This window comes from Stenotrophomonas sp. OVS01A, from assembly GCF_019969775.1.
Lineage (GTDB): Bacteria > Pseudomonadota > Gammaproteobacteria > Xanthomonadales > Xanthomonadaceae > Stenotrophomonas > Stenotrophomonas indicatrix.
On sequence record NZ_JAHXYV010000003.1, the window covers coordinates 162,376 to 185,163 of the forward strand.

At 67.8% G+C, this 22,788-nt stretch carries 24 protein-coding genes; 8 read left to right on the forward strand and 16 right to left on the reverse strand.

The features are described from left to right. Nucleotides 1-2: 2 nt before the first annotated feature. The 9 genes from LC407_RS13600 to LC407_RS13640 all read right to left on the reverse strand — a co-directional run bounded on the left by LC407_RS13600 (nt 3) and on the right by LC407_RS13640 (nt 10,489). The gene (locus LC407_RS13600) at nt 3-1,301 is read right to left on the reverse strand and encodes a DUF58 domain-containing protein (RefSeq protein ID WP_059065525.1); all 1,299 of its coding nucleotides are present in this window, start codon (nt 1,299-1,301) and stop codon (nt 3-5) included. Beyond that, complete coding sequence (locus LC407_RS13605; RefSeq protein WP_025877520.1) at nt 1,298-2,284, reverse strand: MoxR family ATPase; 987 nt, start codon at nt 2,282-2,284, stop codon at nt 1,298-1,300. Before LC407_RS13605 ends, LC407_RS13600 begins: the two co-directional genes overlap by 4 nt. Then, nucleotides 2,281-3,471 carry a DUF4350 domain-containing protein gene (locus tag LC407_RS13610; RefSeq protein WP_099785795.1) on the reverse strand — a complete coding sequence of 397 codons (1,191 nt, stop codon included), beginning with the start codon at nt 3,469-3,471 and terminating at the stop codon, nt 2,281-2,283. Before LC407_RS13610 ends, LC407_RS13605 begins: the two co-directional genes overlap by 4 nt. Further along, nucleotides 3,468-5,102: a DUF4129 domain-containing protein gene (locus tag LC407_RS13615; RefSeq protein WP_223483006.1), complete on the reverse strand. Its 1,635-nt coding sequence runs from the start codon at nt 5,100-5,102 to the stop codon at nt 3,468-3,470. The genes LC407_RS13610 and LC407_RS13615 overlap by 4 nt, the downstream gene beginning before the upstream one ends. Further along, the gene (locus tag LC407_RS13620) at nt 5,092-6,084 is read right to left on the reverse strand and encodes a stage II sporulation protein M (protein WP_033832487.1); all 993 of its coding nucleotides are present in this window, start codon (nt 6,082-6,084) and stop codon (nt 5,092-5,094) included. The genes LC407_RS13615 and LC407_RS13620 overlap by 11 nt, the downstream gene beginning before the upstream one ends. After that, nucleotides 6,081-6,770 carry an RDD family protein gene (locus LC407_RS13625; RefSeq protein ID WP_032976856.1) on the reverse strand — a complete coding sequence of 230 codons (690 nt, stop codon included), beginning with the start codon at nt 6,768-6,770 and terminating at the stop codon, nt 6,081-6,083. The genes LC407_RS13620 and LC407_RS13625 overlap by 4 nt, the downstream gene beginning before the upstream one ends. 124 nt (nt 6,771-6,894) lie before the next feature. Continuing rightward, nucleotides 6,895-7,425 carry a gamma carbonic anhydrase family protein gene (locus tag LC407_RS13630; protein WP_132825857.1) on the reverse strand — a complete coding sequence of 177 codons (531 nt, stop codon included), beginning with the start codon at nt 7,423-7,425 and terminating at the stop codon, nt 6,895-6,897. A gap of 149 nt (nt 7,426-7,574) precedes the next feature. Further along, nucleotides 7,575-9,464 carry a tRNA uridine-5-carboxymethylaminomethyl(34) synthesis enzyme MnmG gene (gene mnmG / locus LC407_RS13635; RefSeq protein WP_080149610.1) on the reverse strand — a complete coding sequence of 630 codons (1,890 nt, stop codon included), beginning with the start codon at nt 9,462-9,464 and terminating at the stop codon, nt 7,575-7,577. Between the two features lie 557 nt (nt 9,465-10,021). Continuing rightward, nucleotides 10,022-10,489 carry a hypothetical protein gene (locus tag LC407_RS13640; RefSeq protein WP_032952020.1) on the reverse strand — a complete coding sequence of 156 codons (468 nt, stop codon included), beginning with the start codon at nt 10,487-10,489 and terminating at the stop codon, nt 10,022-10,024. Between the two features lie 159 nt (nt 10,490-10,648). On the opposite strand from LC407_RS13640, the gene LC407_RS13645 reads away from it, so the two are divergent. Both LC407_RS13645 and LC407_RS13650 read left to right on the forward strand, forming a co-directional pair. Then, on the forward strand, nt 10,649-11,611 hold the full coding sequence (locus LC407_RS13645) for a pyridoxal-phosphate dependent enzyme (RefSeq protein WP_025877505.1): 963 nt from the start codon (nt 10,649-10,651) through the stop codon (nt 11,609-11,611). Beyond that, nucleotides 11,608-12,240 (forward strand): YdcF family protein, encoded by a 633-nt coding sequence (locus tag LC407_RS13650; protein WP_025877503.1) that lies wholly within the window; start codon nt 11,608-11,610, stop codon nt 12,238-12,240. The genes LC407_RS13645 and LC407_RS13650 overlap by 4 nt, the downstream gene beginning before the upstream one ends. 161 nt (nt 12,241-12,401) lie before the next feature. Here LC407_RS13650 and bioC read toward each other — a convergent pair whose 3' ends face one another. The 5 genes from bioC to bioB form a co-directional block, all read right to left on the reverse strand. Then, the gene (gene bioC, locus LC407_RS13655) at nt 12,402-13,286 is read right to left on the reverse strand and encodes a malonyl-ACP O-methyltransferase BioC (RefSeq protein WP_025877501.1); all 885 of its coding nucleotides are present in this window, start codon (nt 13,284-13,286) and stop codon (nt 12,402-12,404) included. A gap of 12 nt (nt 13,287-13,298) precedes the next feature. Next, nucleotides 13,299-14,078 carry an SDR family oxidoreductase gene (locus tag LC407_RS13660; protein ID WP_033832482.1) on the reverse strand — a complete coding sequence of 260 codons (780 nt, stop codon included), beginning with the start codon at nt 14,076-14,078 and terminating at the stop codon, nt 13,299-13,301. 29 nt (nt 14,079-14,107) lie between these two features. Then, on the reverse strand, nt 14,108-14,887 hold the full coding sequence (bioH, locus tag LC407_RS13665; RefSeq protein WP_059065511.1) for a pimeloyl-ACP methyl ester esterase BioH: 780 nt from the start codon (nt 14,885-14,887) through the stop codon (nt 14,108-14,110). Nucleotides 14,888-14,905: 18 nt separating this feature from the next. Next, on the reverse strand, nt 14,906-16,129 hold the full coding sequence (gene bioF / locus LC407_RS13670; RefSeq protein WP_059065509.1) for an 8-amino-7-oxononanoate synthase: 1,224 nt from the start codon (nt 16,127-16,129) through the stop codon (nt 14,906-14,908). Between the two features lie 67 nt (nt 16,130-16,196). Beyond that, on the reverse strand, nt 16,197-17,240 hold the full coding sequence (gene bioB, locus LC407_RS13675; protein ID WP_223483007.1) for a biotin synthase BioB: 1,044 nt from the start codon (nt 17,238-17,240) through the stop codon (nt 16,197-16,199). A gap of 157 nt (nt 17,241-17,397) precedes the next feature. Here bioB and LC407_RS13680 point away from each other — a divergent pair, with 157 nt between their 5' ends. Beyond that, complete coding sequence (locus tag LC407_RS13680) at nt 17,398-17,970, forward strand: DUF3658 domain-containing protein (protein ID WP_032952018.1); 573 nt, start codon at nt 17,398-17,400, stop codon at nt 17,968-17,970. Here the strand turns inward: LC407_RS13680 and LC407_RS13685 are convergent. After that, nucleotides 17,957-18,379 (reverse strand): H-NS histone family protein, encoded by a 423-nt coding sequence (locus tag LC407_RS13685; RefSeq protein ID WP_032976866.1) that lies wholly within the window; start codon nt 18,377-18,379, stop codon nt 17,957-17,959. The two genes, LC407_RS13680 and LC407_RS13685, sit on opposite strands and share 14 nt — an antisense overlap. A gap of 274 nt (nt 18,380-18,653) precedes the next feature. Here LC407_RS13685 and LC407_RS13690 point away from each other — a divergent pair, with 274 nt between their 5' ends. Beyond that, a complete protein-coding gene (locus LC407_RS13690; RefSeq protein ID WP_167552096.1) occupies nt 18,654-19,175 on the forward strand; it encodes an HAD family hydrolase in 522 nt (173 codons plus the stop codon). A gap of 259 nt (nt 19,176-19,434) precedes the next feature. Beyond that, nucleotides 19,435-20,082, forward strand: a complete 648-nt coding sequence (locus LC407_RS13695) for a hypothetical protein (RefSeq protein WP_223483008.1) — start codon at nt 19,435-19,437, stop codon at nt 20,080-20,082. A gap of 180 nt (nt 20,083-20,262) precedes the next feature. Here LC407_RS13695 and LC407_RS13700 read toward each other — a convergent pair whose 3' ends face one another. Then, nucleotides 20,263-20,754: a GNAT family N-acetyltransferase gene (locus tag LC407_RS13700; RefSeq protein ID WP_189487025.1), complete on the reverse strand. Its 492-nt coding sequence runs from the start codon at nt 20,752-20,754 to the stop codon at nt 20,263-20,265. A 234-nt stretch (nt 20,755-20,988) separates the two neighbouring features. On the opposite strand from LC407_RS13700, the gene LC407_RS13705 reads away from it, so the two are divergent. Genes LC407_RS13705 through LC407_RS13715 form a run of 3 tightly spaced genes read left to right on the forward strand, consistent with a single transcriptional unit; the run spans nt 20,989 to nt 22,788 of the window. Then, the gene (locus tag LC407_RS13705; protein WP_223483009.1) at nt 20,989-21,684 is read left to right on the forward strand and encodes a ComF family protein; all 696 of its coding nucleotides are present in this window, start codon (nt 20,989-20,991) and stop codon (nt 21,682-21,684) included. Between the two features lie 58 nt (nt 21,685-21,742). Continuing rightward, entirely contained in the window at nt 21,743-22,294 is a 552-nt protein-coding gene (locus LC407_RS13710) for an HdeD family acid-resistance protein (RefSeq protein WP_025877483.1), read from the forward strand. Next, nucleotides 22,294-22,788 carry a hypothetical protein gene (locus LC407_RS13715; RefSeq protein ID WP_223483010.1) on the forward strand — a complete coding sequence of 165 codons (495 nt, stop codon included), beginning with the start codon at nt 22,294-22,296 and terminating at the stop codon, nt 22,786-22,788. The genes LC407_RS13710 and LC407_RS13715 overlap by 1 nt, the downstream gene beginning before the upstream one ends.

A 22,788-nucleotide genomic window follows, 5' to 3' on the forward strand; every position in this document is an offset into this window, starting at 1 on the left:
GGTTACAGCAGCCCTTCGCGCTTCACCGCCAGATAGCGCTCCACCAGCGCGGCGGGCAGGGCATCGGCCGTGACGTCCAGCACCATCACCCGTTCGGCACGCAGCGCGTCATGCGCCTGCGCGCGCTGTTGCAGGTACAGCGCGGCGGCACCGGCCTGCGCGGCATCTTCCACCGTGTGCACCTCACCTTCCAGCGCAGCATCCAGCTCGCGCTCGCGCAGGCTGGCTACGCACACCAGATGACGGCGCTGCAGCAGGCGCACCGCCGCAAGCAGGTCTTCGATGTCCTCGTCGCGCACGTTGCTGACCAGCATCACCAGCGCGCGCCGGGGCTGGCGCAGTGAGACTTCGGTGGCGGCAGCCAGGTAATCGGTGGCCACGGCCTGCGGCTGCAGGTCGTAGCTGGCGCGCAACAGATGCTGCACCGTGTCCATGCCGCGCTGCGGCGCCACCCAGCGACGCTCGCCGCCTACCGCGAACAGGCCGGCAGCATCGCCCTGGCGCAATGCCAGGTAGGCCACCACCAGCGAGGCGTTCAAGGCATGGTCGAAATGCGAGAGTCCGCCTTCACTGGCCAGCATGCGCCGGCCGCTGTCGAGCATCAGCAGCAGCTGCTGGTTCTTCTCGTCCTGGTACTCGCGCGAGATCAGCTTGCGGGCGCGGGCGGTGGCCTTCCAGTCGAGCTGGCGCAGGCTGTCGCCGATGCGGTACTCGCGCATCTGGTGGAAGTCGGTGCCTTCGCCACGGCGGCGCTTCACATGTGCACCGACCAGTCGCGAGGCCTGGTCGGCACTGAACAGCGCAAATCGGGTGAGTGGCACGAAGTTGGGATAGACCCGCACCTCCAGCGCCGGTGGCAGCGTGCGTTGCTGCCACCACAACCGCCATGGCGAGCGGATGCGCAGCTGCACGCCTTCGAAGGCAAAGCGGCCGCGCTGCTGCGGCTGCACGTGGTAATGCAGCGAACTGGCATGGCCCGCCCGCAACTGCACGCGTTGCGGCAGTGATTCCAGTGGCCAACCGCCTGGCACCAGATCGAATACCTGTACCTGCATGGCCTGCCCGGACTGCAGGCGCAGGCCGATCTCGCGGCGCACGCCCAGTGCCAGGGCTTCGGGCACGTCGCGCTCGACGCTGGGCGATGGTCGTCGTCGCTGCCGCCACAGATCAACCAGTGCCAGCACCGCAACCAGTGCGCCGGCCAGCGCCCAGCTCCAGCGTGGCAGCAGCCCGGCCAGCACCACGCCGCCCAGCGCAGCCCAGGCCAACAGCAACGCCAGCAGCAGCGGCGCAGGCCTCATCGGCGCGGCGCTTCCACCTTGGCCAGCAGCGCACCCAGCACGTCGTCGGCACCCTGGCCTTCGATCTGCAGCTCCGGTGCCAATGCAATGCGGTGGCGCAGGGCAGGGCGGGCGATGTCGCGCACATCATCGGGGGTGACAAAGTCACGACCGGCCAGCACCGCCTGCGCGCGCGAGGCACGCACCAGGGCGATGCTGCCGCGCGGGCCGGCGCCGACGGCGATGCCCGGCCACTGCCGGGTGGCGGCGACGATGCGCACCGCGTAGTCGATCACTTCGTCATCCACGGTGATTGCCGCGGTGGCCTGCTGCAACGCCAACAGTTCGCCGGCACCGAGCACGCGCGGCACCTGGCTCAGGTCGAAATCACTGGCGGCACGGCCGCTGGTGATCGCCGCGACCATGCGCTTCTCGTCCTCCAGCTGCGGATAGTCGATCAGCACCTTCAGCAGGAAACGGTCCAGCTGCGCTTCCGGCAGCGGATAGGTGCCTTCCTGTTCCAGCGGGTTCTGCGTGGCCAGCGCCATGAACGGCGGTGCCAGGGTGAAGGCCTTGCCTTCGATGGTGACCTGGCCTTCCTGCATCACTTCCAGCAGCGCGGACTGGGTCTTGGCCGGGGCCCGGTTGATCTCGTCGGCCAGCAGCAGGTTGGTGAACACCGGGCCGCGACGGATCTTGAAGCTCTCGCTCTTCGGGTCGTACACCGCATGGCCGCTGACGTCGCTGGGCATCAGGTCGGGGGTGAATTGCACGCGGCCATAGTCCAGCTCCAGTGCCTGTGCCAGCGCGCGCACCAGCAGGGTCTTGCCGAGGCCGGGCACGCCTTCGATCAGCACGTGGCCACCGGCCAGCAGGGCGACCAGGATCTGGTCGAGCACATCGGCCTGGCCGATGAAGGCATGGCCGACGGCCTGGCGGATGGCGTCGACGCGTTCGATCAGGCGGGCGGTGGCGGCCGCCGGAAGTTCAGGGGCATCGGTCATAGCAGGGATCTCATCTGGAGCAGCAAGCGGATGCGCTCGCGCAGGGCGGAGGAATCATGCGGCGAAGGCGGAGTGAGGGCACTGGCGACTCGACTGACGGGCCATTGCAACACTGCGGCGATGGCCTGGTCGCGCGCAGCACCGTCGAGTGCCGCAGCGACGGGCGCGCGCAGGCGCAGGCGGTGCAGGAACAGCGCCTGCACGGCCAGGTACAGGCGCGTGCCATGGCCGAAGCGCAGCAGCAGTTCGCCACTGGCGCGGACGTGTTCCAGCAACGAACGGCGTTCGACCACCGGCGCGGGCAGGGCACTGCCGAAGCGTTGCGCGCGTGACCACAGCCAGCCGAGGATCGCCAGCAGCAGCGGCACCCACAGCGGCCAGCCCTGGTAGAAGATGCGCGCGCCCAGCGAGGGCGGGCGGCTGCCGTATACCAGCCACATCGTGCCGCGCCCATAGTTGGGATCGAGCAGGTAGCGCGTCAGGTCGCGGTGGGAGAGGTCATGCAGGCCATCGCGGGCAACGGCATCGGCGTCGACCGCGCGGCGGCGTGTTGATGCGGACGGGCCTTCACCGCGCATGACGTCCATGTCCGCCAGCACGTCGATGCGGCCCTTGCCGTGCGGCAGGCGCGCGAACACCAGTCCTTCCTGGCCACCCCAGCGGCGCTCGGCCGTGGCGTTGGCCTGGAAGCCCAGGCTGAAGCGCCGGCCGCCGCAGAACTCGACGTGGCTGGGATCATCGACTACGTGGAAGGGTTGGCAGTCGCTGCCATGGAACAGGCTGTCCACGCCGATCCTGTCCAGCAGGGGGCCCTGCGTGCTGCTGGCATCGTCCTCGGCCGGTGGCTGCGTGCGCAGCAGCAGATGGCCACCCGTGCCGACCCAGTCCAGCAGGGCCTGTGCGGTGCGCGGCGGCATGTCGGCGGTGTCCTGCAGCAATACCACCGTATCGGTGGCCGCCAGTGGCATCTGTGCCAGGTCCAGCCGCTGCCGGGACTGCACCTCGATGCCGTCGGCGCGCAGCGCCTGGCCCAGCACATACAGCGGGTTGTAGCTGGCTTCGCCCTGCGGCGGCAGCACGATGGTCTCGGTCACCTTTTCATGCGTGCGCAGGAACAGGATGGTCAGCGGCACCCCGAGCAGGACCAGCGCGCCGAGCAGCAACGACCAGAACAGGCGCGGGCTCATGCCTGCCACCCGTACTGCTGGCGCAGCGTGCTGGCCAACGCGTCGAAATCGCTGCGGGTGGGCAGGCGCCCGCCGTATGCGGCGTACTGCCACATGCGCACGATGCGCGCGAACAGTTCACGGTCGGTGCTGTCGGACATGCGCCGCGAGGCACGCAGGCACTGTGCTTCGGTGGCACCGGGCGGCAACGCGATGCCGGTGCGCTCCACCAGCGTGCGCACGCTGGCACGATAGAGCAGCGCCAGCGCCTGCCGTGGCCGTCCCTGGTCCCACAGCAACCCGGCCTGGGTCGCCACATCCGGCGGCAGCACCACCGGCATTTCCACCTGCTCTTCGGTGATCTGCGGTGCCTGCTTTTCCTTGCGGCGGCCGGAACCGCGCAACCACGGCAGCCACAGCCGCGCGGTCAACAGCAGCACCAGCAGCAGGACCCCCAGCAGCCCCCACAGGCCCCATTCGGCGAGCCGGGCCAGCCACAACTGGCCGCTCTTGCGCGACGTACGGTCCGCGTTGCTGCTGCTGTCCTTCTGCAGCTCTTTCTTGTCTTTCTGCTTCTCGGCGGCGTCTTCGATCGGCTTCCATCGGCTGACCTGCCGCGTCGGCCGCTGCAACGGATCTTCGTAGGCGCGGTTCACGGCCTGGCGGAAGCCAGCGGTATCCACCGGCGTGTCGCCGAAGATCAGCGCCGGTGTATTGGCCGGATCGTTTTCCGCAGTGGCCGCTTCTTCGGCTTCTTCAGCGTCTTCCGCTTCTTCGTCTTCATCGGCGTTGGCCGTGGCGGTCTGCGCGGCGTCCGGCGTGTCGGCGTCCTGTGCGTGCACGGGCGCCAACGGCAGCGCCAGGCACAACAGCAGCACCAACGAAGAGGCGACCGGCAGCAGGCGTTCGCGCAGGCGGCGCAGGGCGATTTCCACGTCCCAGGCTTCCATCTGCGTGCGTCGGTTCAAGTACAGGCCGAAGCCGGCGCCCACGTAGAACGGCCCGATCAGCGCCGCCGCCAGCCAGCACAACAGGTTGAAGCCAAGCTTGGCCCACGCAGGCGCCTCCACGCTGACCATCGCCCACGCTGCGCGCCAGGATTCGGGCAGCAGTTCCAGCGGGATGAAGATGAAGATAGTGGCGATCGCGCCCACCACCAGCACCAGTTCGAATGCCAGGCAGATCACCGCCAGCACCAGCGCAGGGCCCGCAGCGCCGGCGGCGACTGCACGCCTGCGTGGGCCACGCTGGGCGGGCGCATTGCCCTCCAGCAGATTGACCGGCAGGCACAGGCTGCGCAGGCCGCTGAAACGGCGCCAGCCCAGATAGCCCCAGAAGCCGCTGCCGCCCCACTGCCGCTGTGCGCGCAGCGCATCGCGCGGGCCGACCCGTTCGCCGAAGATGCCGCGCGAGAGCACGTACAGCGGTGCGCGTTCGAACAACGGTTTGCACCACCACATCGCCAGCCACGCCCAGCCGAAGGCATCCAGCCACCAGGCCAGTGCATTGAACAGCACGAACAACGGTGCACTGGCCAGCAGCCAGCTGCCCCACACACCGCGGGCGTGGCGGCGGGCCAGCGCGCTGCCCAGCTCCATCGCTTCCCAGCTGCTGCGCGCGCGCAGCACCACGTCCAGATGGTCAATCCGCATGGCCACCTCCGCGTCCACCGCGCCACAGCCACAGCAGCACGCCGGCCCACAGCACCCCGGCCACGCTGAACTTCACTGCGGCCGGAATGTCGGCGATGGAGGACCAGAACGCTTCCACGAACGCGGCCAGCAGCAGCATGAAGGCCACGCCCAGGCACAGCCGCGCGCCGATGCGCCCGCCTTCGACCAGCGCATCCACTCGGCGCCGCCGCCCGGGAGCCAGCAGTTTCATGCCCAACTGCAGGCCGGCGCCGCCGGCAATCACGATCGCGGTCAGCTCGAACGCACCGTGGCCGGCCACAAAGCGCCAGAACGGGCCGCCATGGCCGATGTGCTGCAGGTGGCCGGCGACCGCGCCGATGGTGATGCCGTTGAACAGCAGCACCAGCAGCGTGCCCAACCCCGCCAGCAGGCCGCTGGCGAAGGTGCGCAGGGCGATGCTGATGTTGTTCATGATGTAGTAGCCGAACATCATCCAGTCGGTGCCGCTGTCGCGGCCCAGGCGCTCGGCGGATGGATCGTACATGCGCTCCATCTCGGCGATCTGGCCGTTGTCCATCAGCAGGTGGATGCTGTCCGGGTACACCTGCACCAGCACGAAGCAGGCCAGCGCCGGCACTGCGAACATCGCCAGCGCTGCCCACATGCTGCGCGCCTGGCTGCGCACCAGCAGCGGAAAATCAGCAACCAGGAATTCCAGCGCGCGCCGCCAGCGGGTCGGCGGCGTGCGGTACAGCACGCCATGGCCGTGCTGCATCAACTGCTGCAGGCGTTGCACCAGCTGCGGGCTGTAGCCGCGTTCGCGGGCCAGCGCCAGCTGCTGGCACAGCCGTCGGTAACGCTGCGGGAAGCTGACATCGCCGGCTTCTTCCGCGCCCGGCCTGCGCCGACGCCGACGCGAGGCACCGGCGCGATGCTGCAGCCACTGCTCCAGGTCATGCCATTCCTGTTGATGGCGGGCGACGAACTGCTCTTGCTTCATCGTCGTCCCAGCAACCAGTTGGCCATTGCATACAGGCGCAGCACACCGACCTGGCCGGACGCGCTGGTCAACGGCTCGGCGATGCCGGCCAGTTCCTGCTGGCGTGCGGGTGACAGGCGTGGCGCGCGCTCGGCGAAGGCCATCACCGCCGCCTGTTCCTCCGGCCGCAGCGGTTGCGGCGGCGCCAGCGCGCTGTCGATGGTGGCCGGCGGCGGCAGGTAATGCGGCGGTGCATGTACCACCATCGTGCCGGCAACCAGATCGCCCAGGCGGCGGCCATGCGGATCGAACAGGCTGCTGATCAGGCCCAGTGCGTAGCCGAAAGGCAGCATGTCCACGGTGCGCAGCAGGTTGCGGGTGATCGAGGCCATCCAGCCCACCGGCGCGCCATCCTGCGCGAGCACCCGCAGGCCCAGCACGCGCTTGCCGAGGGTACGGCCCCACAGCGCTTCGCAGACGATGGGGTAGGCCCACATCAGCAGGAACATCAGCGCCATGTACAGGCCGCGGCCGAACTCATCGAGCAGGGCCAGCGGAATGGACAGCGCGGTGAGCGCGCCGAAGCGGACGGCCAGGTCGATCAGCCAGGCCAGCGCACGCGGCATCGGGCCGGCCGCAGGCAACTGCAGCGGCACGCCTTCCGGCGTTACCACCTCGCGGTAGGTATCGAGCATCGGCGCGGCCATCAGCGCGATGGCCGCCGAAGTGGGCGCTGGAGTCCTCTCCGGCGTGCAGCCACGGGCATGGGGGTCTCGACGGTTCCTGGTCGGGCCCAGACTTTAGCAGAGCCCGGCCATTGGCGAGGCGGCCTCAGCCCAGGTATTCGTCCTTCAGCCGCACGTAGTGGTCGGCCGAATAGTGCAGCGACTCGATCTCCTTGTCGCTGAGCGTGCGCGCCGGACGGGCAGGGTTGCCCACCCACAGTTCGCCTTCGCCCACCACCTTGCCGGGGCCGACCACCGCACCGGCACCGACGAAGCCATGGCGCTCGACCCGGGCACCGTCGAGGATGCACGCGCCCATGCCGATCAGGGTGTAATCGCCGATGCTGCAGGCGTGGATGATGCAGCCATGGCCGACGGTGACGCCTTCGCCGATCAGGGTCGGGTAGCCGGCCTTGTTGTACGGGCTGTGGTGGCTGACGTGGATGATGGTGCCGTCCTGCACATTGGTGCGTGCACCGATCCGCACGAAATTGACGTCGCCACGGATGACCGTGCCCGGCCAGATCGATACGTCATCGGCCAGTTCGACATCGCCGATGATCGTGCAGGCCGGATCGACATACACGCGCTGGCCGAGCACCGGCATCTTGTCGCGGAAGGGGCGCAGCGGGGTCATCGGCATCTCCGGCAGATCAGGGCAATCGCGATGATGATACCGCGTGCAGCACGCAGCCCTGTCGGTAGTGCCGGCCGCTGGCCGGCACCCGCAGAGGTTCTGTCGAAGGTGTATCGGGTTGCCGGCCAGCGGCCGGCACTACCGTTTTTTCATGCCACGCGTCCGCGCCGTGCGCGCTCCAGGTGCACCAGCAGCAGCGAGATCGCCGCCGGGGTCATGCCCGGAATGCGCTGGGCCTGGCCGATGGTCTGCGGACGCACACGCTCGAGCTTCTGCAGCGCTTCGGCCGACAGCCCGCGCACGATGGCGTAGTCGAAATCGCCGGCAATCGGCGTTGCTTCATGGCGCTGCTGGCGCTCGATCTCCTCGCGCTGGCGATCCAGGTAACCGGCGTACTTCACCCCGATCTCCACCTGTTCGGCCACCTTGCCATCGGCCACGGCCGGGCCGAGCGAGGGCACCCGCATCAGTTGCGCGTAATCCAGTTCCGGGCGCTTGATCAGGTCCAGCACGTTGGTTTCGCGGCTGACCGCCACGCCCAGCGTTTCCTGCACTTCGCGGCCCAGCGCATTGGCCGGCGTGGCCCACAGCGCACCCAGGCGCGTGCGCTCGGCGGCCACGGCAGCCTGCTTGGTTTCGAAGGCACGCCAGCGACGATCATCGACCAGGCCCATGTCGCGGCCGGCCGGGGTCAGGCGCTGGTCGGCGTTGTCTTCGCGCAGCTGCAGGCGGTACTCGGCGCGGCTGGTGAACATGCGGTACGGCTCGTTGGTGCCGTGGGTGATCAGGTCATCCACCAGCACGCCGAGGTAGGCTTCGTCGCGACGCGGGCACCAGCCCTCGAGGCCACGCACCTGGCGAGCGGCGTTGAGGCCGGCCAGCAGGCCCTGTGCGGCAGCCTCCTCATAACCGGTGGTGCCGTTGATCTGGCCGGCAAAGAACAGGCCGTTGACCAGCTTGGTTTCCAGCGAGGCCTTCAGCCCGCGTGGATCGAAGAAGTCGTACTCGATGGCATAGCCGGGGCGGGTGATGTGCGCGTTCTGGAAACCACGGATGCTGCGCACCATCTCCAGCTGCACGTCGAACGGCAGCGAGGTGGAAATGCCGTTGGGATAGATCTCGACGATGCCCAGGCCTTCGGGCTCGACGAAGATCTGGTGGCTGGCCTTCTCGGCAAAGCGCACCACCTTGTCCTCGATGGAGGGGCAGTAGCGCGGGCCGATGCCTTCGATCTGGCCGCTGTACAGCGGCGAACGGTGCAGGGCGTCGCGGATGATCTGGTGGGTCTGCTCGCTGGTGTGGGTGATCCAGCAGCTGACCTGCTGCGGATGCTCATCCACCGAGCCGAGGAAGGACATCACCGGGCGCGGCGTGTCGCCGGGCTGCTCGTCCATCACGCTGTAGTCCAGCGAACGGCCGTCGATGCGCGGTGGCGTGCCGGTCTTCAGGCGGTCCACCTGGAACGGCCGCTCGCGCAGGCGTGCGGCCAGCGTGGTGGCAGGCGGATCGCCCATGCGGCCGGCTGCGTACTGGGTCGGGCCGACGTGGATCTTGCCGGCCAGGAAGGTGCCGGCGGTCAGCACCACGGCCTCGGCATCGAAACGCAGGCCGGTCTGGGTGATGACCCCGCGCACGTGGTCGCCCTCGATGACCAGGTCATCCACCGCCGCCTGGAACACGGTCAGGTTGGCCTGGCCCTCGACGATGGCGCGGATCGCCATGCGGTACAGGTTGCGGTCGGCCTGGCAGCGGGTGGCGCGCACGGCCGGGCCCTTCGAGGCGTTGAGGGTGCGCCACTGGATGCCGGCGCGGTCGGCGGCATGCGCCATCGCACCGCCGAGGGCGTCGATTTCCTTGACCAGATGGCCCTTGCCGATGCCACCGATGGCCGGGTTGCAGCTCATCGCTCCCACCGTTTCGATGTTGTGGGTCAGCAACAGGGTGCGCACGCCGGTACGGGCCGCAGCCAGCGCGGCCTCGGTGCCGGCGTGGCCACCGCCGATGACGATGACGTCGTAACGATGGAAGGAATCGATCATGGGAGCTGTTCAGCAAGGGGCAGGCGCAGCCGGAGACGGCGCCGGGGTGGCGATTTTAGCGCCAATCGGGGCAGGGACGTTGGCGCCGGCCGGCCGGCGTCGAAATCAACCCTAAAGTTGGCAGGATTTTTGCAGATAACCCAATAGCACCCACCGTGGCTGGCGCCGCAGGCGCTGGTGACCGGAATTGGAACAGGGGCCGGTACAGGCGCACGGTGGGGAAGCAGAGGGGCCGGCAGTCGGGGGACTGTCCGGCCCTGTTTTTTGGGGCGGCTGGGAACGCGGCATCCACGCATGGCGTGGATCTACTGCCCGCGCGCCCTGGTGTCCCAAACAACAAACGGCCCCGCAGTGCGGGGCCGTTCGTCTTTAAAGGTGCCGACATCCGACAGGGCCGGAACAGGGGGGATCCAGATGTTCCTGTCGGATATCGACGTAGAGCTGTTTGGGACGGGCCCTTAACGCTTTTGTCACTTTGTGACGCTGGCCGTCACCACCTGCGTAGATTGAGGCTTGGACCGTGTGAAATGCAAGATGGAACAAGCGTCAACTGTGCGCTATCTCTCACGATCCATGGCACGCCAGGGGGAACTGTTCATCCTCGGCGCACGCGGAGCCGGAGCCGGACGCGCCTGCGGCGGCGGCGAGGGGCGCTCGACCCGCTGTGCAGGCTGCGGCGGTCGACGCATCGAATCCATGTTGCGCCAGGGCGAGCCGCCATTGTTCTGGCGCGGCGGCGGTGGCGGGCGGTTTTCGCCGCCGTTGCCGGGACGCGGTGGCGGGCGGTGGTTGTGGTGCGGCGGGCGGTAGATCGGCCGCTGGTAGTACGGGCCGCCATAGCCGTAATAGCCACCGCCGCCGTAATACGGATAGCCGTAGTCGGCCGGGTAGCCATAGGGGTAGCGGTACTCCACCGACGGCGCACCGTGGTAGTAGCCACCGCCGCGGCCACCGACATAGTCATAGGTGGTGCAACCGGTCAGGGCCAGCAGCAGGCCACCGGCAAGCATCAGGCGCGTTTTCATGATGGGTCCCCCCAGAGGACGGGTATGCAGGCAGCTTCAGCCGCCGGCGTTGAATCAGCCCTTAATTCCGCCGGCCAGGATGAATGGCGGTGTAGGCATGCATGCTGGCATGACCGATGGCGCCCTCGCCAGCGCGGGGCCATACGTTAATCTTGCGTCATGAGCGATTCACTGTTGCCCCGCGCTGATGACGTCCTCGCCGCCGCCGCGCGGATCGCGCCCCATGCCAGCGTGACCCCGGTGCTGCGCTCGCGCACGCTGGATGCGTTGGCCGGTGCGCAACTGGCGTTCAAGGCCGAGCACCTGCAGCGCGGCGGCGCGTTCAAGTTCCGCGGTGCGTGCAATGCGGTGTGGTCGCTGGACGCCGACCACGCCGGTGCCGGTGTGGTGACCCATTCCTCCGGCAATCACGGTGCCGCTTTGGCGCTGGCTGCCCGCACACGGGGCATTCCCTGCCATGTGGTGGTGCCGGAAGGGGCCGTGGCCGCCAAGCTGGCCAATATCGCCCGGCATGGCGCCACCCTCTGGCGCTGCCCGGCCACCATTGCCGACCGTGAGGCCACCTGCGCCAAGGTGCAGGCCGATACCGGCGCCACTCTGGTCCATCCGTACACCAACCCCGCGGTGATCGCCGGGCAGGGCACGGCCGCGCTGGAGCTGCTGCACAGCGAGGGGCCGTTCGACGTGCTGGTGGTGCCGGTGGGCGGTGGTGGCCTGGCCAGTGGCACTGCGTTGGCCCTGCAGCACGCCAGCCCGGGCACGCGGCTGGTGCTGGCCGAGCCGGCCGGTGCCGACGACACCGCCCGTTCGCTGGCGACCGGCAAGCGCCAGGAGGCATTTACCCCGGACACGATCTGCGACGGACTGCGCACGCTGATCGGCGCACCCAACTTCGCGCTGCTGCAGGCCGCGGGCGCCGAGGTCATCGTGGTTGACGATGCCGCCACCGTGGCGGCGATGCGCCTGCTGTGGGACGTGCTCAAGCAGGTGGTCGAGCCGTCCTCGGCGATCGTGCTGGCAGCGGTGCTTGCGCAGCCTGCGCGCTTCGCCGGCCTGCGCGTTGGACTGGTGCTGTCCGGCGGCAATGTCGATCTGCCTGCCCTGCGTTGGGGAGCGCCATGAGCCGCGGCCGCCATCGCGAACGTACCGGCCTGCTCGGTTGGGTGTGGCGGTTGTTCGTACTGCTGGTGATCTGGCTGCTGGGCGTGACCGCCTGGATCGTCTGGGTCGGCGAGCGCGACCAGGCGGCCAAGGCGGACGCGATCATCGTGCTGGGTGCGGCGGCCTACGATGCCAAGCCCTCGCCGGTGTTTGAAGAGCGCATCCGCCACGGCCTGGATCTGTACGACGCCGGCTACGCGCCACTGCTGATCTTTACCGGAGGCTACGGCGGCACCGGTGCGCGCTTCTCGGAATCGCAGGTGGCCCGGCGCTATGCGCTCAAGCACGGCATTCCCGATGAGGCGATCCTCATCGAGACCGCCTCGCGCAATACCGTGCAGAACCTGGTCGAGGCCAAGCGGCTGATGGACCAGCGCAAGCTGCATTCGGTGATCATCGTCAGCGACCCGCTGCACATGGCGCGCGCGCTGCGCCTGAGCAAGGCGCTGGGCATCCAGGCGTTGGCCTCGTCCACGCCGAGCACGCGCTTCCGCAGCTTCCATACCAGCTGGCGCTTCCTGGTGCAGGAGATCTACTTCTTCCACCGCGACCTGGTACGGCCGCCGTTGAGTTCACCGGCCAATACCTGAGCGGCTGCCGCTGCGCTCGCCGGGCATGGCCCGGCGCTACCCATAACGCGCGCCTGGCCGGGACCTGCTTTTGGTAGTTGCCGACCTTGGTCGGCACGGGAAGCACAGCGCCGATCAAGGTCGGCTGGTAGCGCCGGGCCATGCCCGGCGGCGCCTTCGAATCAGGTCTGCTTGCGCCGGATCGGGATCGCCGACACCGGCACGGAAGCAATGTCATGCCCACCTTCGCGGATCGGCGCGCCCGGATCCGGCGCCCAGGCATGGGCGTAGATCACTTCCCAGCTGCTGGGCAGCTTGCCATCGGCACGGCGCATCGGTTCGTACGCCGCCGCTGCCGCCGCGAACCGCCCCCGGCCGGTCAACGTATGGCGGCGATCGACCCGTGCGTTGGTCGCGCCCATCGCGCGCAGCTCGCGCATCAACGAGGGCAGGTCGTCGTAGGTCAGGGTGAACAGGTCGCGGTCCAGAACCGGATCACGGAAGCCGGCCATCATCAGCGCATCGCCGAACTGGGCGATCTGCGCGAAGCGGCTCACGTGCGGGCGGTCGTCGGCGGCGGCGAAGGCCTCGTTGAGCTCGACCAGCGTTTCCGGCCCGAACGTCGAACACACCAGCAACCCACCGGGCTTGAGCACGCGGCGGAAACCGGCGAACACCGCCGGCAGGTCGTCCACCCACTGCAGGCACAGGTTGCTGAAGATCACATCGACGCTGTTGTCGGCCAACGGCAGCGCCGTGGCATCGGCGGCCAGGCGTTGGAACGGCTTCCACCAGCCGGCCTGGCGCTTGGCCTGGTCGAGCATCGGCAGTGCCACGTCCAGCGCGATCACCTGCGCCTTCGGCCAGCGCTTCTTCATCAGCGCACTGGCATGGCCGGTGCCGGCACCGATATCCAGCACCACCTCCGGCTTGCGTGCCTCCAGGTAGTCCAGCGATTCCAGCAGCCGCGACTGCACCTCGCGCTGCAGGGCGGCGGCAGCGTCGTAGCTGGTGGCGGCGCGGGCGAAGGCGCGGCGGACATGGCGGGCATCGAAGTGGGACGGCATTGCAGAAGTCTCTTAGAACGTACCGGGGTAGGCGCCGCCGTCGATCAGCAGGTTCTGCCCGGTGAGGTAACCGGCCTGTGCACTGCACAGGAAGGCGCAGGCGGCGCCGAATTCGTCCGGCGTGCCGAAGCGGCCGGCGGGAATCTGCTGGCGGCGGCGTTCGGCCACCGCCTGCACGTCCCCGTCCTGGCCGGCGGCGTGGGCGAAGTTGGCGCGCAGGCGGTCGGTATCGAACTGGCCGGGCAGCAGATTGTTGATCGTGACGTTGTGGACGACGGTGCGCCGCGCCAGCCCGGCGACGAAGCCGGTCAGGCCGCTGCGCGCGCCGTTGGACAGCGCCAGCGCGTCGATGGGTGCCTTCACCGATGACGAGGTGATGTTGACGATGCGGCCGAAGCCGCGCTCGATCATCGCGTCCACGGTGGCGCGGATCAGCGCGATCGGCGCCAGCATGTTGGCGTCCAGCGCGGCGATCCAGTCGTCGCGCTCGAACGTGCGGAAGTCGCCCGGCGGCGGGCCGCCGGCGTTGGTCACCAGGATGTCGACCTGCGGGCAGGCGGCCAGCGCCTGGGCGCGGCCCGCCTCGGTGGTGACGTCGGCGGCGATCGCACGCACTTCAGCGGCACCGGGCAGCGTACGCAGTTCTTCAGCCGCGGCCTGCAGCGCAGCGTCACCGCGGGCGACGATGACCACGTTCACGCCTTCGCGCACCAATGCGCGCGCGCAGCCCAGGCCAAGCCCCTTGCTGGCGCCGCAGACCAGTGCCCAGCGGCCGGAAATGCCCAGATCCATGCGTCAGTCCTGCACAAGCTTAGGAAGGCTCATTGTCCGCCATCGGCCGGTGACAGGCCGGCAACGAAGTGTTGCAGGGCGGCTGCAACGTCATCGGCGTGGCCGAGGAAGGGGGCGTGGCCGCCATGACCCACGGTCAACGACTGCCCCCCGGGCGCCAGCGCGGCAGCGGCCTGCATCGCCGCCGGCGAGACCAGACGGTCACGCTGGCCGGCAATCCACAGGCTGGGCTTGCCCAGTGCGGGGAGGGCACCGCGCAGGTCGGTGTTCTCCAGCAGCTGCAGGCCCTCGTGCAGTGCGCGTTCGGTGGGCGCTCCGCGTTCGACCAGGCGCTGCCGCAGGGTGCGCAGTTCCTCGCGGGCATGCGCCGAACCCATCACGTCCAGTGCCAGGAAACGTTCCAGGGTGCCACTGAAGTCCTGCGCAAGGTCACGACCGAACTGCTCGAATACCGATGGCTCCACCGCATGCGGCCAGTCATCACCGCGCACGAAGCGCGGCGTGGCGGCGATCATCGCCAGACCGCGCACCTTCGGCAGCGTGGCCGCCGCGTGCAGCGCGAACAGACCGCCCAGTGACCAACCGCACCACACCGCTGGCGGCGTGGCCGCGGCAATGGCATTGACCACGAACGGCAGGCGCAGCGGGGTGCTGTCGTCGCGGCTGTGGCCATGGCCGGGCAGGTCGACCAGATGCAGCGTGAATCGATCGGCCAAGCGCTGCACCAGCGGCGCAAACACGCCGCCCTGCAGGGCCCAGCCGTGGATCAGTACCAGGTCCGGCCCATGGCCGGTCACTTCAATATGCATGGGGAACTACACGATCACTCAGGCCAGCGCCGGCAACGACGGCGGCAGCACTTCACGCGCGGCAAAGGCCACGCGGTCGCGTGCAACGGCGATGGCTTCGACCAGGCCGCGTACCTGCTCAGTGGTGTGCAGCGCGGACAAGGTGACGCGCAGGCGCGCCTTGCCTTCCGGCACGGTCGGTGGGCGGATCGCGCCGACCAGCCAGCCGGCCTGCTCCAGCGCCTGCGACATCGCCATGGCAGTGTGGTCGTCGCCACACAACAGCGGCTGGATCGGCGTTTCCGATGCCATCAGATCCAGCCCATGACGTCGCGCTTCGCTGCGGAACAGGGCAATCAGATCGGCCAGCTTCGCCCGCCGCCAATGATCGCGGCGGGCCAGGCGCACCGCTTCCAATGCGGATGCCGCCAGCGCCGGCGCCATGGCGGTGGTGTAGATGTAGGGGCGTGCGGTTTCGGCCAGGTGCTCGATCAGGTCTTCGCGGCCGAGCACCAGCGCGCCGGAACCGCCGAGCGCCTTGCCCAGGGTGACCAGCTGCAGCGGCACATCGTCCACGCCCAGGCCGGCGGTGGCGACCGCGCCACGACCATCGCCGAGCACGCCCACGCCATGCGCATCGTCCACGTAGAACAGCGCCTGCTGCAGGCGCGCGACCAGCGACAGCGCACGCAGCGGCGCGACATCGCCATCCATGCTGAAGACACCGTCGGTAGCCAGCATCGCTGCGCCATCGGGCGCATGCTTGAGTTGGCGCATCGCACCTTCCGCGTCCAGGTGCGGGTAGCGGCGCAGGCGCGCGCCGGCCAGCCGGGTGGCATCGAGCAGACTGGCGTGGTTGAGCTTGTCCTGCACGCAGACATCGTTCTCTTCGCCCAGCAGCGCCTGCTGCACGGCCAGGTTGGCGGTGAAGCCACTGCCGAACAGCAAGGCACGCGGGTAACCGAGCCACTCGGCCACTTCGCGTTCCAATGCGTCGTGCAGCGCGTGGTGGCCGCAGACCAGGTGCGAAGCACCGGCACCGGCACCTTCGCGCGCGGCGGCATCCTGCAGTGCGTTGACCACGCTGAACTGCTGGGCCAGGCCCAGGTAATCGTTGCTGCAGAAGCCGGTCAGCCAGCGCCCATCGACTTCCAGGCGCACGCCATCGCGACGGGTGACCGTGCGCCGCGGGCGGCGACGGCCTTGTGCATCGCGCAACGCGCGCTGGGCTTGGAGGCGGGCGGTCAGGTCGGGGCGTGCCATGGCGGCTGGATGCGGCGACGGGGCGGCTAGGGTAGCGCGTTGCCGCGACGCCTGCTTGGCCGCCGGCTCAGGCCGCGTGGGCGCAGCCGCAGCCGGGGCCATCGGCGCTGATATCGGCATGCACGGTGCCGCCATGGTCATGACCGTCGGCGTCCACCTGCACCGCCATCGGCTGCAGGCCCAGGCGTGTGAACAGGGCCATGTCGCGCTCGCTCTCCGGGTTGCCGGTGGTCAGCAGCTTGTCGCCATGGAAGATGGAGTTGGCGCCGGCCAGGAAGCACAGCGCCTGCAGCTCATCACTCATCGCCTCGCGGCCGGCCGACAGCCGCACCATCGAACGGGGCATGGCGATGCGGGCCACGGCGATCATGCGCACGAACTCGAACGGGTCCAGCTCGGCACTGCCATGCAGCGGCGTGCCGGCCACCTGCACCAGCTTGTTGATCGGCACCGAATCGGGATGCGCCGGCAAGGTGGCCAGCGCCAGCAGCAGGCCGACCCGCTGCGCGCGTGTTTCACCCATGCCAACGATGCCGCCGCAGCAGGTCTTCAACCCCGCATCGCGCACATGGCCCAGCGTATCCAGGCGATCCTGGTACTGCCGGGTGTGGATGATCGACTCGTAGTAGTCCGGCGCGGTATCGAGGTTGTGGTTGTAGTAGTCCAGGCCGGCGTCCTTCAACGCGCGCGCCTGCTCGCCACCGAGCATGCCCAGCGTGGCGCAGGTTTCCAGGCCCAGCGCTTTCACCCCGGCGATCATTGCCGCCACCTTGGGGATGTCGCGGTCCTTCGGCGAACGCCACGCTGCACCCATGCAGAAACGCGAGGCACCGGCCGCTTTGGCTTGGCGGGCCTTGGCCAGCACCGCATCGGTGTCCATCAGCTTCTGTGCGTTGACCCCGGTGCTGTAGCGCTGCGCCTGCGGGCAGTACGCGCAGTCTTCCGGGCAGCCACCGGTCTTCACCGACAACAGCGTGGAGACCTGCACCTGGGCCGGGTCGAAGTGCTCGCGGTGGACGGCGGCGGCGCGGAACAGCAGTTCCGGGAAAGGCAGGTCGAACAGCGCCTGCAGTTCGTCGTGGTGCCAGTCGTGGCGGATGGCGGTTGCCATGGCGGGACCTTGGAAGGGCTGGAGCGAGGGCGCAGTCTGGGTGGGGTTGGGAACGCTGTCAACTATTAATATAAAATAGTGGTTTACAGGAAGTCGTCGCCCGGGTCAGTTGCAGCGGTGCTAAGTTCGCCGCTACGCATGGAACGTGAGAATCGGCATGGACACGCACAAGAACGCCGCAACCCTTCGCAACGCTGTGCTGTGCAGCCTGGCTGATCTGCCCGATGGAGGCTTGCGCGTGGTAATGGATGACCTGCGGAAATCGGACACCGCCGGTATGTGGCAGCACCGCACGTTCGTTACGTTCAAGGACTATCCACCAGGCATGCTTGCCGACCCGGTAGGCCTGTCCGAAGCGGAGTTGGCAGACTTTGGCTTCTTCGTGCTGGTCCGCCTGCTGGCTGTAAATGGCCGGCTGGCTGACACTGACGACGCGCCGGACTGCGATGCGCACCTCACCAACGAACAGCGGCACCGCATCGCAGCGCTGACCGAGGAGGACGTCGCGCGGATCGATCAGCAGCTGCTTTCCCACTGTGACGGTCAGTTCCGCAAAGTCGCCTATATCGTGGGCACGGCGATGTCGTTGGATCCCGAACGTCCGCCGGGAATTCCAGATGTGTTCTACGCAGGGCGTGTGCGCAAGCTGGTCGAGCGTGGCGCGCTGCAGGCTGCCGGCGACCTGTCGCGCATGCGCTACAGCGAAGTGCGCCGGCTCAGCTCTGCTTGAAGACGGTTCTCTGCCCGATCGCGCTGGACTTTCGAACGTCGGACCGGCCCAGCCCGGGAATCAGGAAATCGGCAGGGCTGCGGCCATGCTTGGTCTTTTCGGCAAGCCAGCGCGGCATCCGGCCGCGGCCCGACCACGTATTGCGCTTGTTGTCCGGGTCGCGGTACTTGGCCGCCACCTTGCCCGCCTTGCGCCGTGTGGCAGGTTTGCGGACCGGTGCAGCGGCCTCGGCGGGCGCGGCCCCGATCAGCTCTTCAATCGTGTAGCCGCACTGCGCGGCGAAGGCGATCAGCTTGCGACGGACAACGGCCACGGGGCGGCGGCTGGCAACCAGCGCCCTCCGCTGCTCGGCAGCAGTCACAAGGGCGTTCAGTTCGCGCAGGCTCAGGTGTTCGACGTCGATTGTCATGCCGCGAAGGGTCCGGACATCCCGGCAGCCTGTCAAGCAGCGGACGGGTATCTCAGCCTAGGCAACCAGTCCCCCAGCCGGGCTGCCACCAGGCATCTCGCCACCAGTGTGGGTAGGCCCAGGGCGTCCAGCATGCTGCTGACGCTGTGGGGTATGTTGTTGAAAGGCGGCGGACCCAGCCGCTACCTTGTCGAGTACTTTTACTTTATCGATGCCGCTGAGCGTGGAACGAGACCAGACCGGAAGCATGCCCACAACTGACCGAAAGCTCCTGGTGCTCGATCTCGATGAAACGCTGGTTCATGCCAGTGCGCGTCAGTTGCACCGTCCTGCTGACACTCAAGTGGTGGGCTATCACGTCTACAAGCGGCCCTACGTTGACGACTTCCTGGATTTCGCATTCGCGCACTTCAGCGTAGGGGTGTGGACATCTTCCGGCAGTCTGTATGCCGAGCCACTGGTGGCATGGTTGATGCCAGGGCGCACGCTGGAGTTCCTGTGGTCGTCCCAGCGTTGCAGTACTGCGCGTGATTGGGAGACCGGTGGCTACACCAGCCAGAAGCGCCTGGCCAAACTGAAACGTCTAGGCTTTGCGCTGGAGCAGATGATCGGCATTGACGACACTCCCAGCAAGTACGCCAAGAACTACGGAAATCTGATACAGGTGCGGGAGTTCACTGGTGATGGTTGCGACGATGAATTGCTTCATCTTTCTCGATATCTGGATGTACTGCGCGCGCAGCCCAACATCCGGACCGTGGAGAAGCGCCGTTGGCGAGAGCGCATGATGGAGTGAATCGGCAGGATCATTGATTCACCCGCTTCCAGTGTCGTTTGCGGAAGTGTCACGCTGCGCACACCACCGCACTCCTGTGCGCGGTGCCCGCAGCCGGCCCCCTTTCTGGTTTCACCAACGTCTCTGCGCTTTCGTATGAAGCGGACGACCAGCAATGTTGAAGGGACGAGTGGGCGGGTTCTTCGCCGATTCAATGGTGCTGGCCGACGTTCCTTCCAGTACGATTCCGCGAACGTTCGCAAGCGCAAGGATGCCTTCGATGTCGACCGCTCAGCACTCTCGAATGATCAACGCTGCTGCCAGAACGGTGCTGCGCCCTCTGGGCTGCGTGCAGAAGGGACGCTCCAGAATCTGGATTGACGACCAGGTATGGTGGATCGGCGTGGTTGAATTCCAGCCCTCTTCGGGACGGAAGGGAAGCTATCTGAATGTTGGAGCGTGCTGGCTCTGGCATGAGAAGGACTTCCTTTCATTCGACGCCGGGCACAGAGTGGGAACCTTCCACGAATTCATCGACGAGGAGCAGTTCTCGGCGGAGGCCACGATGCTGGCCAGGCGTGCAGCGCAGGAAGTCGTTGCGCTGCGCGATCGCTTCCCCTCGATCGCCCACGCGCTGGCGTGGACCACTGCCAATGCATCGCCCACGCTATGGAACACGTACCACTCGGCGGTGTTGGCGGGGTTGGCGGGTGAGGTCGAACGCAGTGGGTTGCTGTTTACAGAAGTGATCGCCGATCCAAATGACGTGCCATGGGCCGTTGAGCTGAAGCAGAGGGTTGTCGGGCTGCTGCATTGCCTGGAGTCAGGGGCTGGCTTTGAACAGGAGATCGCGGCCACGGTCGGGCGAACGCGTATCGCGCTGGGACTGCCTGCCTGCCAGCGTGCAGCCAACGGGATCGAGTTTTGAGGGGAATTCACGGTGGTCGATCCGCTGCGTGCGGCTGACCCCCGGTGAGCCCAAGCCAGCCACGTCCAGCCTTGGGCTGCCGCCGCCAGGAGCAGGGCAAGCCCTTGCGTGGTTGCACCGTCCTATTGGCCATCCTGGCGCGGGCGAGTGCTGACCGGGGAGCTGGGGGGCTCCCCATCGTCATATCGCCCTGATCAGGAACAAGCGGAAGTCTGTTCCTTCTGACCCGGCTGGGATGCTGCACGCCATGCCCATCCTTGCAAGATTCCGTTCCCAGAATGCGTGCGCCACATGATCCTTGCGGAATGTGGCCAGCAGCCATTCTCCCGCCGTTGGCCGCACAAGCTCTGCGACCACTGCGGACGCGATGCCTTTGCCCCGATGCCTTGGAAGGATGAACAGATCGGCCAACTCTGGCAGGCGCCGCCCCTGGAACTCGACTTCATCCACCTGGACGAATCCGCACAGCTGGCCATCGAGCCAGAGCAGACGGGTCCACTCCGGCTCTTCCTGCAGGCGGGCCCGGACATCGGCAAGTGCGCAGTCGTAGAGACCATCGGCAAGGATCTCCTCACCACTCCAGGCAGAGGCTTCGAAGTAGTACAGCTGCATCAATCTGAAGACCACATCTGCGTCCTGCGCAGTTGCCTTGACCAGCGTCAGTCCGTCCATGCAGTAGAGGTCCATCCAGGGCGACTGCGCCCATCCTGATGATAGCTGGCGCAGGATCGGCCAGTACTGGTTCTGCAGTTCCGGCCGTATGTGGATGGAAGCGCGCGGTAGCAGGTGCGATGCAGGTCTACGGCCTGGCAAGGTGCAGCCCCCATCGGCCAACGCTCCCTGTACTGACATGCAGGCAGCCCCTTCACCGATGGGCAGCCTGCGCTTGCAGGGCGATGCTGCGGCATGCGCCTCCCACTGCCTTCTGTCCTTGGTGAACCGTTGCAGGCCGCCTTTCGCCTGTTGCTGCCCCTGCGCTGCCTGGTCTGCAGCGAGCGCGGTCACGACACCCTCGACCTCTGCGTCGCCTGCCTCGCCGACCTGCCGTGGGCGGGTCGCGCCTGCCTTCGCTGCGCGCTGCCGCTACCGGACGACGCCCTGCCCATCTGCGGCACCTGCCGTGACGAGCCGCCGCCGCAGACCGCTACCCACGCCAGCCTGCTGTACCTGCCGCCGATCGATCAACTGCTGGTCCGCTACAAATTCCACCAGGACCTGGCTGCCGGACGCCTGCTTGCGCAGTTGATGCTGCGCAACCCGCCACCATGGTCGTGCGCGCCGCTGGTACCCGTGCCACTGCACCGCAAGCGACTGCGTCAGCGTGGCTATGACCAGGCCGCCGAACTGTGTCGCCTGCTGCAGTTGCCGAGGTGTCGCGGGCTGTACCGTCGCCGCCACACCGCGCCGCAGTCCGAACGCAGCGCCGAGCAGCGCCGCGACAACCTGTTCGACGCCTTCGATGTGCGCGGTGCCGTCCCTGCGCGGCTGACGATCGTCGACGACGTGATGACCACCGGCAGCACCGTGCTGGAAGTCGCCGAGACGCTGCGGCTGGTGGGGGCTGAAGATGTGCGGGCATGGGTCTGTGCGCGGGTGCCGTGATCGCACCTTTCATTCCGTAGGTCTAGGATGTTCGCGAACCCGGATCGAAGGAGTGGTCATGAATTCCCCTCTGTCTCCCTTGTTGTCGGCCGTTGGACGCAGCTGGTGGATCCTGCTGCTGTACGGTCTGGTCGCGCTGGGCTTCGGCATCATCGCGATCGGCTGGCCGATGTCAGCGGCCATCGCGCTGGCGTGGACGCTGGGTGTGATGGCGATCGTGGAAGGCGTCATCAGCCTGTTGGCGTTGATTACCGGTGGTAGTGGCGCCTCGCGTGGCTGGCTGCTGCTGTATGTGGTCGCCTCGCTGGGCTTCGGCATCCTGGCGGTGATCAATCCACTGGCCACCGCCAGCGTGCTGGTGCTGTTCCTGGCGGCATGGCTGCTGGTGGCAGGCATCTATCGCATCGTCTTCGCCATCCGCGTGCGCAGGCAGATCCAGGGTGAGTGGTTGCTGATTCTCAGCGGTGTGCTGGCCATCGTGCTGGGCCTGCTGTTCGCGGCCAATCCGTATGCCGGCGTAGCGGTAACCACGTTGTGGATCGGCATCGGCAGCCTGCTGTACGGCGTGCTGCAGGTGCTGGTGGCGTTCAAGCTGAGGAAGCTGCGCTGATGCGGGCCTGGAACAGATGGGCGCTGCTCGGCGGCGGCCTCGCGGTGTTGCTGCTGGCGGGCTGCAACCGAGTGCTTCCGGCGGAGACCCGGCATCCGCCGCGGGAGGGGGTGCAGGTGCAGATGCGTGAGGTCGATCCCGATGGTCGCGCTACCCTGCAGTGGCAAGGGCGCAGCATCGCCGTGAAAGCGCCGCCGATGCTCACCAGTGCCGATATCGTCGACGTGCGAGCGGCGTTGGACGCCGCGCACCAGCCCGTACTGGAACTGACGTTCCGCAAGGAGTCCGCCGGCCGGTTGCTGCACGCGACCGAGGCCCTGGTGGGCAAGCAGGTGGCGCTTACCGTCGATGACCACGTGCTGTCCGTGGCCACCATAGCGGGCCCTTTTGGCGAGTCCATGCAGGTGGCCGGTACCAACATAAGCGTGGCCGAAGTGCACGACATGGCGCGCTACATCGTGCACGGCGGCCCTGCGCCGCCACAGCAGCGCTGA

Excerpts from the sequence above, each read along its gene's own strand:
- LC407_RS13600 (WP_059065525.1), bottom strand. The coding sequence starts at position 1,301 with ATGAGGCCTGCGCCGCTGCTGCTGGCGTTGCTGTTGGCCTGGGCTGCG.
- LC407_RS13605 (WP_025877520.1), bottom strand. The coding sequence starts at position 2,284 with ATGACCGATGCCCCTGAACTTCCGGCGGCCGCCACCGCCCGCCTGATC.
- LC407_RS13610 (WP_099785795.1), bottom strand. The coding sequence starts at position 3,471 with ATGAGCCCGCGCCTGTTCTGGTCGTTGCTGCTCGGCGCGCTGGTCCTG.
- LC407_RS13615 (WP_223483006.1), bottom strand. The coding sequence starts at position 5,102 with ATGCGGATTGACCATCTGGACGTGGTGCTGCGCGCGCGCAGCAGCTGG.
- LC407_RS13620 (WP_033832487.1), bottom strand. The coding sequence starts at position 6,084 with ATGAAGCAAGAGCAGTTCGTCGCCCGCCATCAACAGGAATGGCATGAC.
- LC407_RS13625 (WP_032976856.1), bottom strand. The coding sequence starts at position 6,770 with ATGGCCGCGCCGATGCTCGATACCTACCGCGAGGTGGTAACGCCGGAA.
- LC407_RS13630 (WP_132825857.1), bottom strand. The coding sequence starts at position 7,425 with ATGACCCCGCTGCGCCCCTTCCGCGACAAGATGCCGGTGCTCGGCCAG.
- mnmG (WP_080149610.1), bottom strand. The coding sequence starts at position 9,464 with ATGATCGATTCCTTCCATCGTTACGACGTCATCGTCATCGGCGGTGGC.
- LC407_RS13640 (WP_032952020.1), bottom strand. The coding sequence starts at position 10,489 with ATGAAAACGCGCCTGATGCTTGCCGGTGGCCTGCTGCTGGCCCTGACC.
- LC407_RS13645 (WP_025877505.1), top strand. The coding sequence starts at position 10,649 with ATGAGCGATTCACTGTTGCCCCGCGCTGATGACGTCCTCGCCGCCGCC.
- LC407_RS13650 (WP_025877503.1), top strand. The coding sequence starts at position 11,608 with ATGAGCCGCGGCCGCCATCGCGAACGTACCGGCCTGCTCGGTTGGGTG.
- bioC (WP_025877501.1), bottom strand. The coding sequence starts at position 13,286 with ATGCCGTCCCACTTCGATGCCCGCCATGTCCGCCGCGCCTTCGCCCGC.
- LC407_RS13660 (WP_033832482.1), bottom strand. The coding sequence starts at position 14,078 with ATGGATCTGGGCATTTCCGGCCGCTGGGCACTGGTCTGCGGCGCCAGC.
- bioH (WP_059065511.1), bottom strand. The coding sequence starts at position 14,887 with ATGCATATTGAAGTGACCGGCCATGGGCCGGACCTGGTACTGATCCAC.
- bioF (WP_059065509.1), bottom strand. The coding sequence starts at position 16,129 with ATGGCACGCCCCGACCTGACCGCCCGCCTCCAAGCCCAGCGCGCGTTG.
- bioB (WP_223483007.1), bottom strand. The coding sequence starts at position 17,240 with ATGGCAACCGCCATCCGCCACGACTGGCACCACGACGAACTGCAGGCG.
- LC407_RS13680 (WP_032952018.1), top strand. The coding sequence starts at position 17,398 with ATGGACACGCACAAGAACGCCGCAACCCTTCGCAACGCTGTGCTGTGC.
- LC407_RS13685 (WP_032976866.1), bottom strand. The coding sequence starts at position 18,379 with ATGACAATCGACGTCGAACACCTGAGCCTGCGCGAACTGAACGCCCTT.
- LC407_RS13695 (WP_223483008.1), top strand. The coding sequence starts at position 19,435 with ATGTCGACCGCTCAGCACTCTCGAATGATCAACGCTGCTGCCAGAACG.
- LC407_RS13700 (WP_189487025.1), bottom strand. The coding sequence starts at position 20,754 with ATGGACGGACTGACGCTGGTCAAGGCAACTGCGCAGGACGCAGATGTG.
- LC407_RS13705 (WP_223483009.1), top strand. The coding sequence starts at position 20,989 with ATGCGCCTCCCACTGCCTTCTGTCCTTGGTGAACCGTTGCAGGCCGCC.
- LC407_RS13710 (WP_025877483.1), top strand. The coding sequence starts at position 21,743 with ATGAATTCCCCTCTGTCTCCCTTGTTGTCGGCCGTTGGACGCAGCTGG.
- LC407_RS13715 (WP_223483010.1), top strand. The coding sequence starts at position 22,294 with ATGCGGGCCTGGAACAGATGGGCGCTGCTCGGCGGCGGCCTCGCGGTG.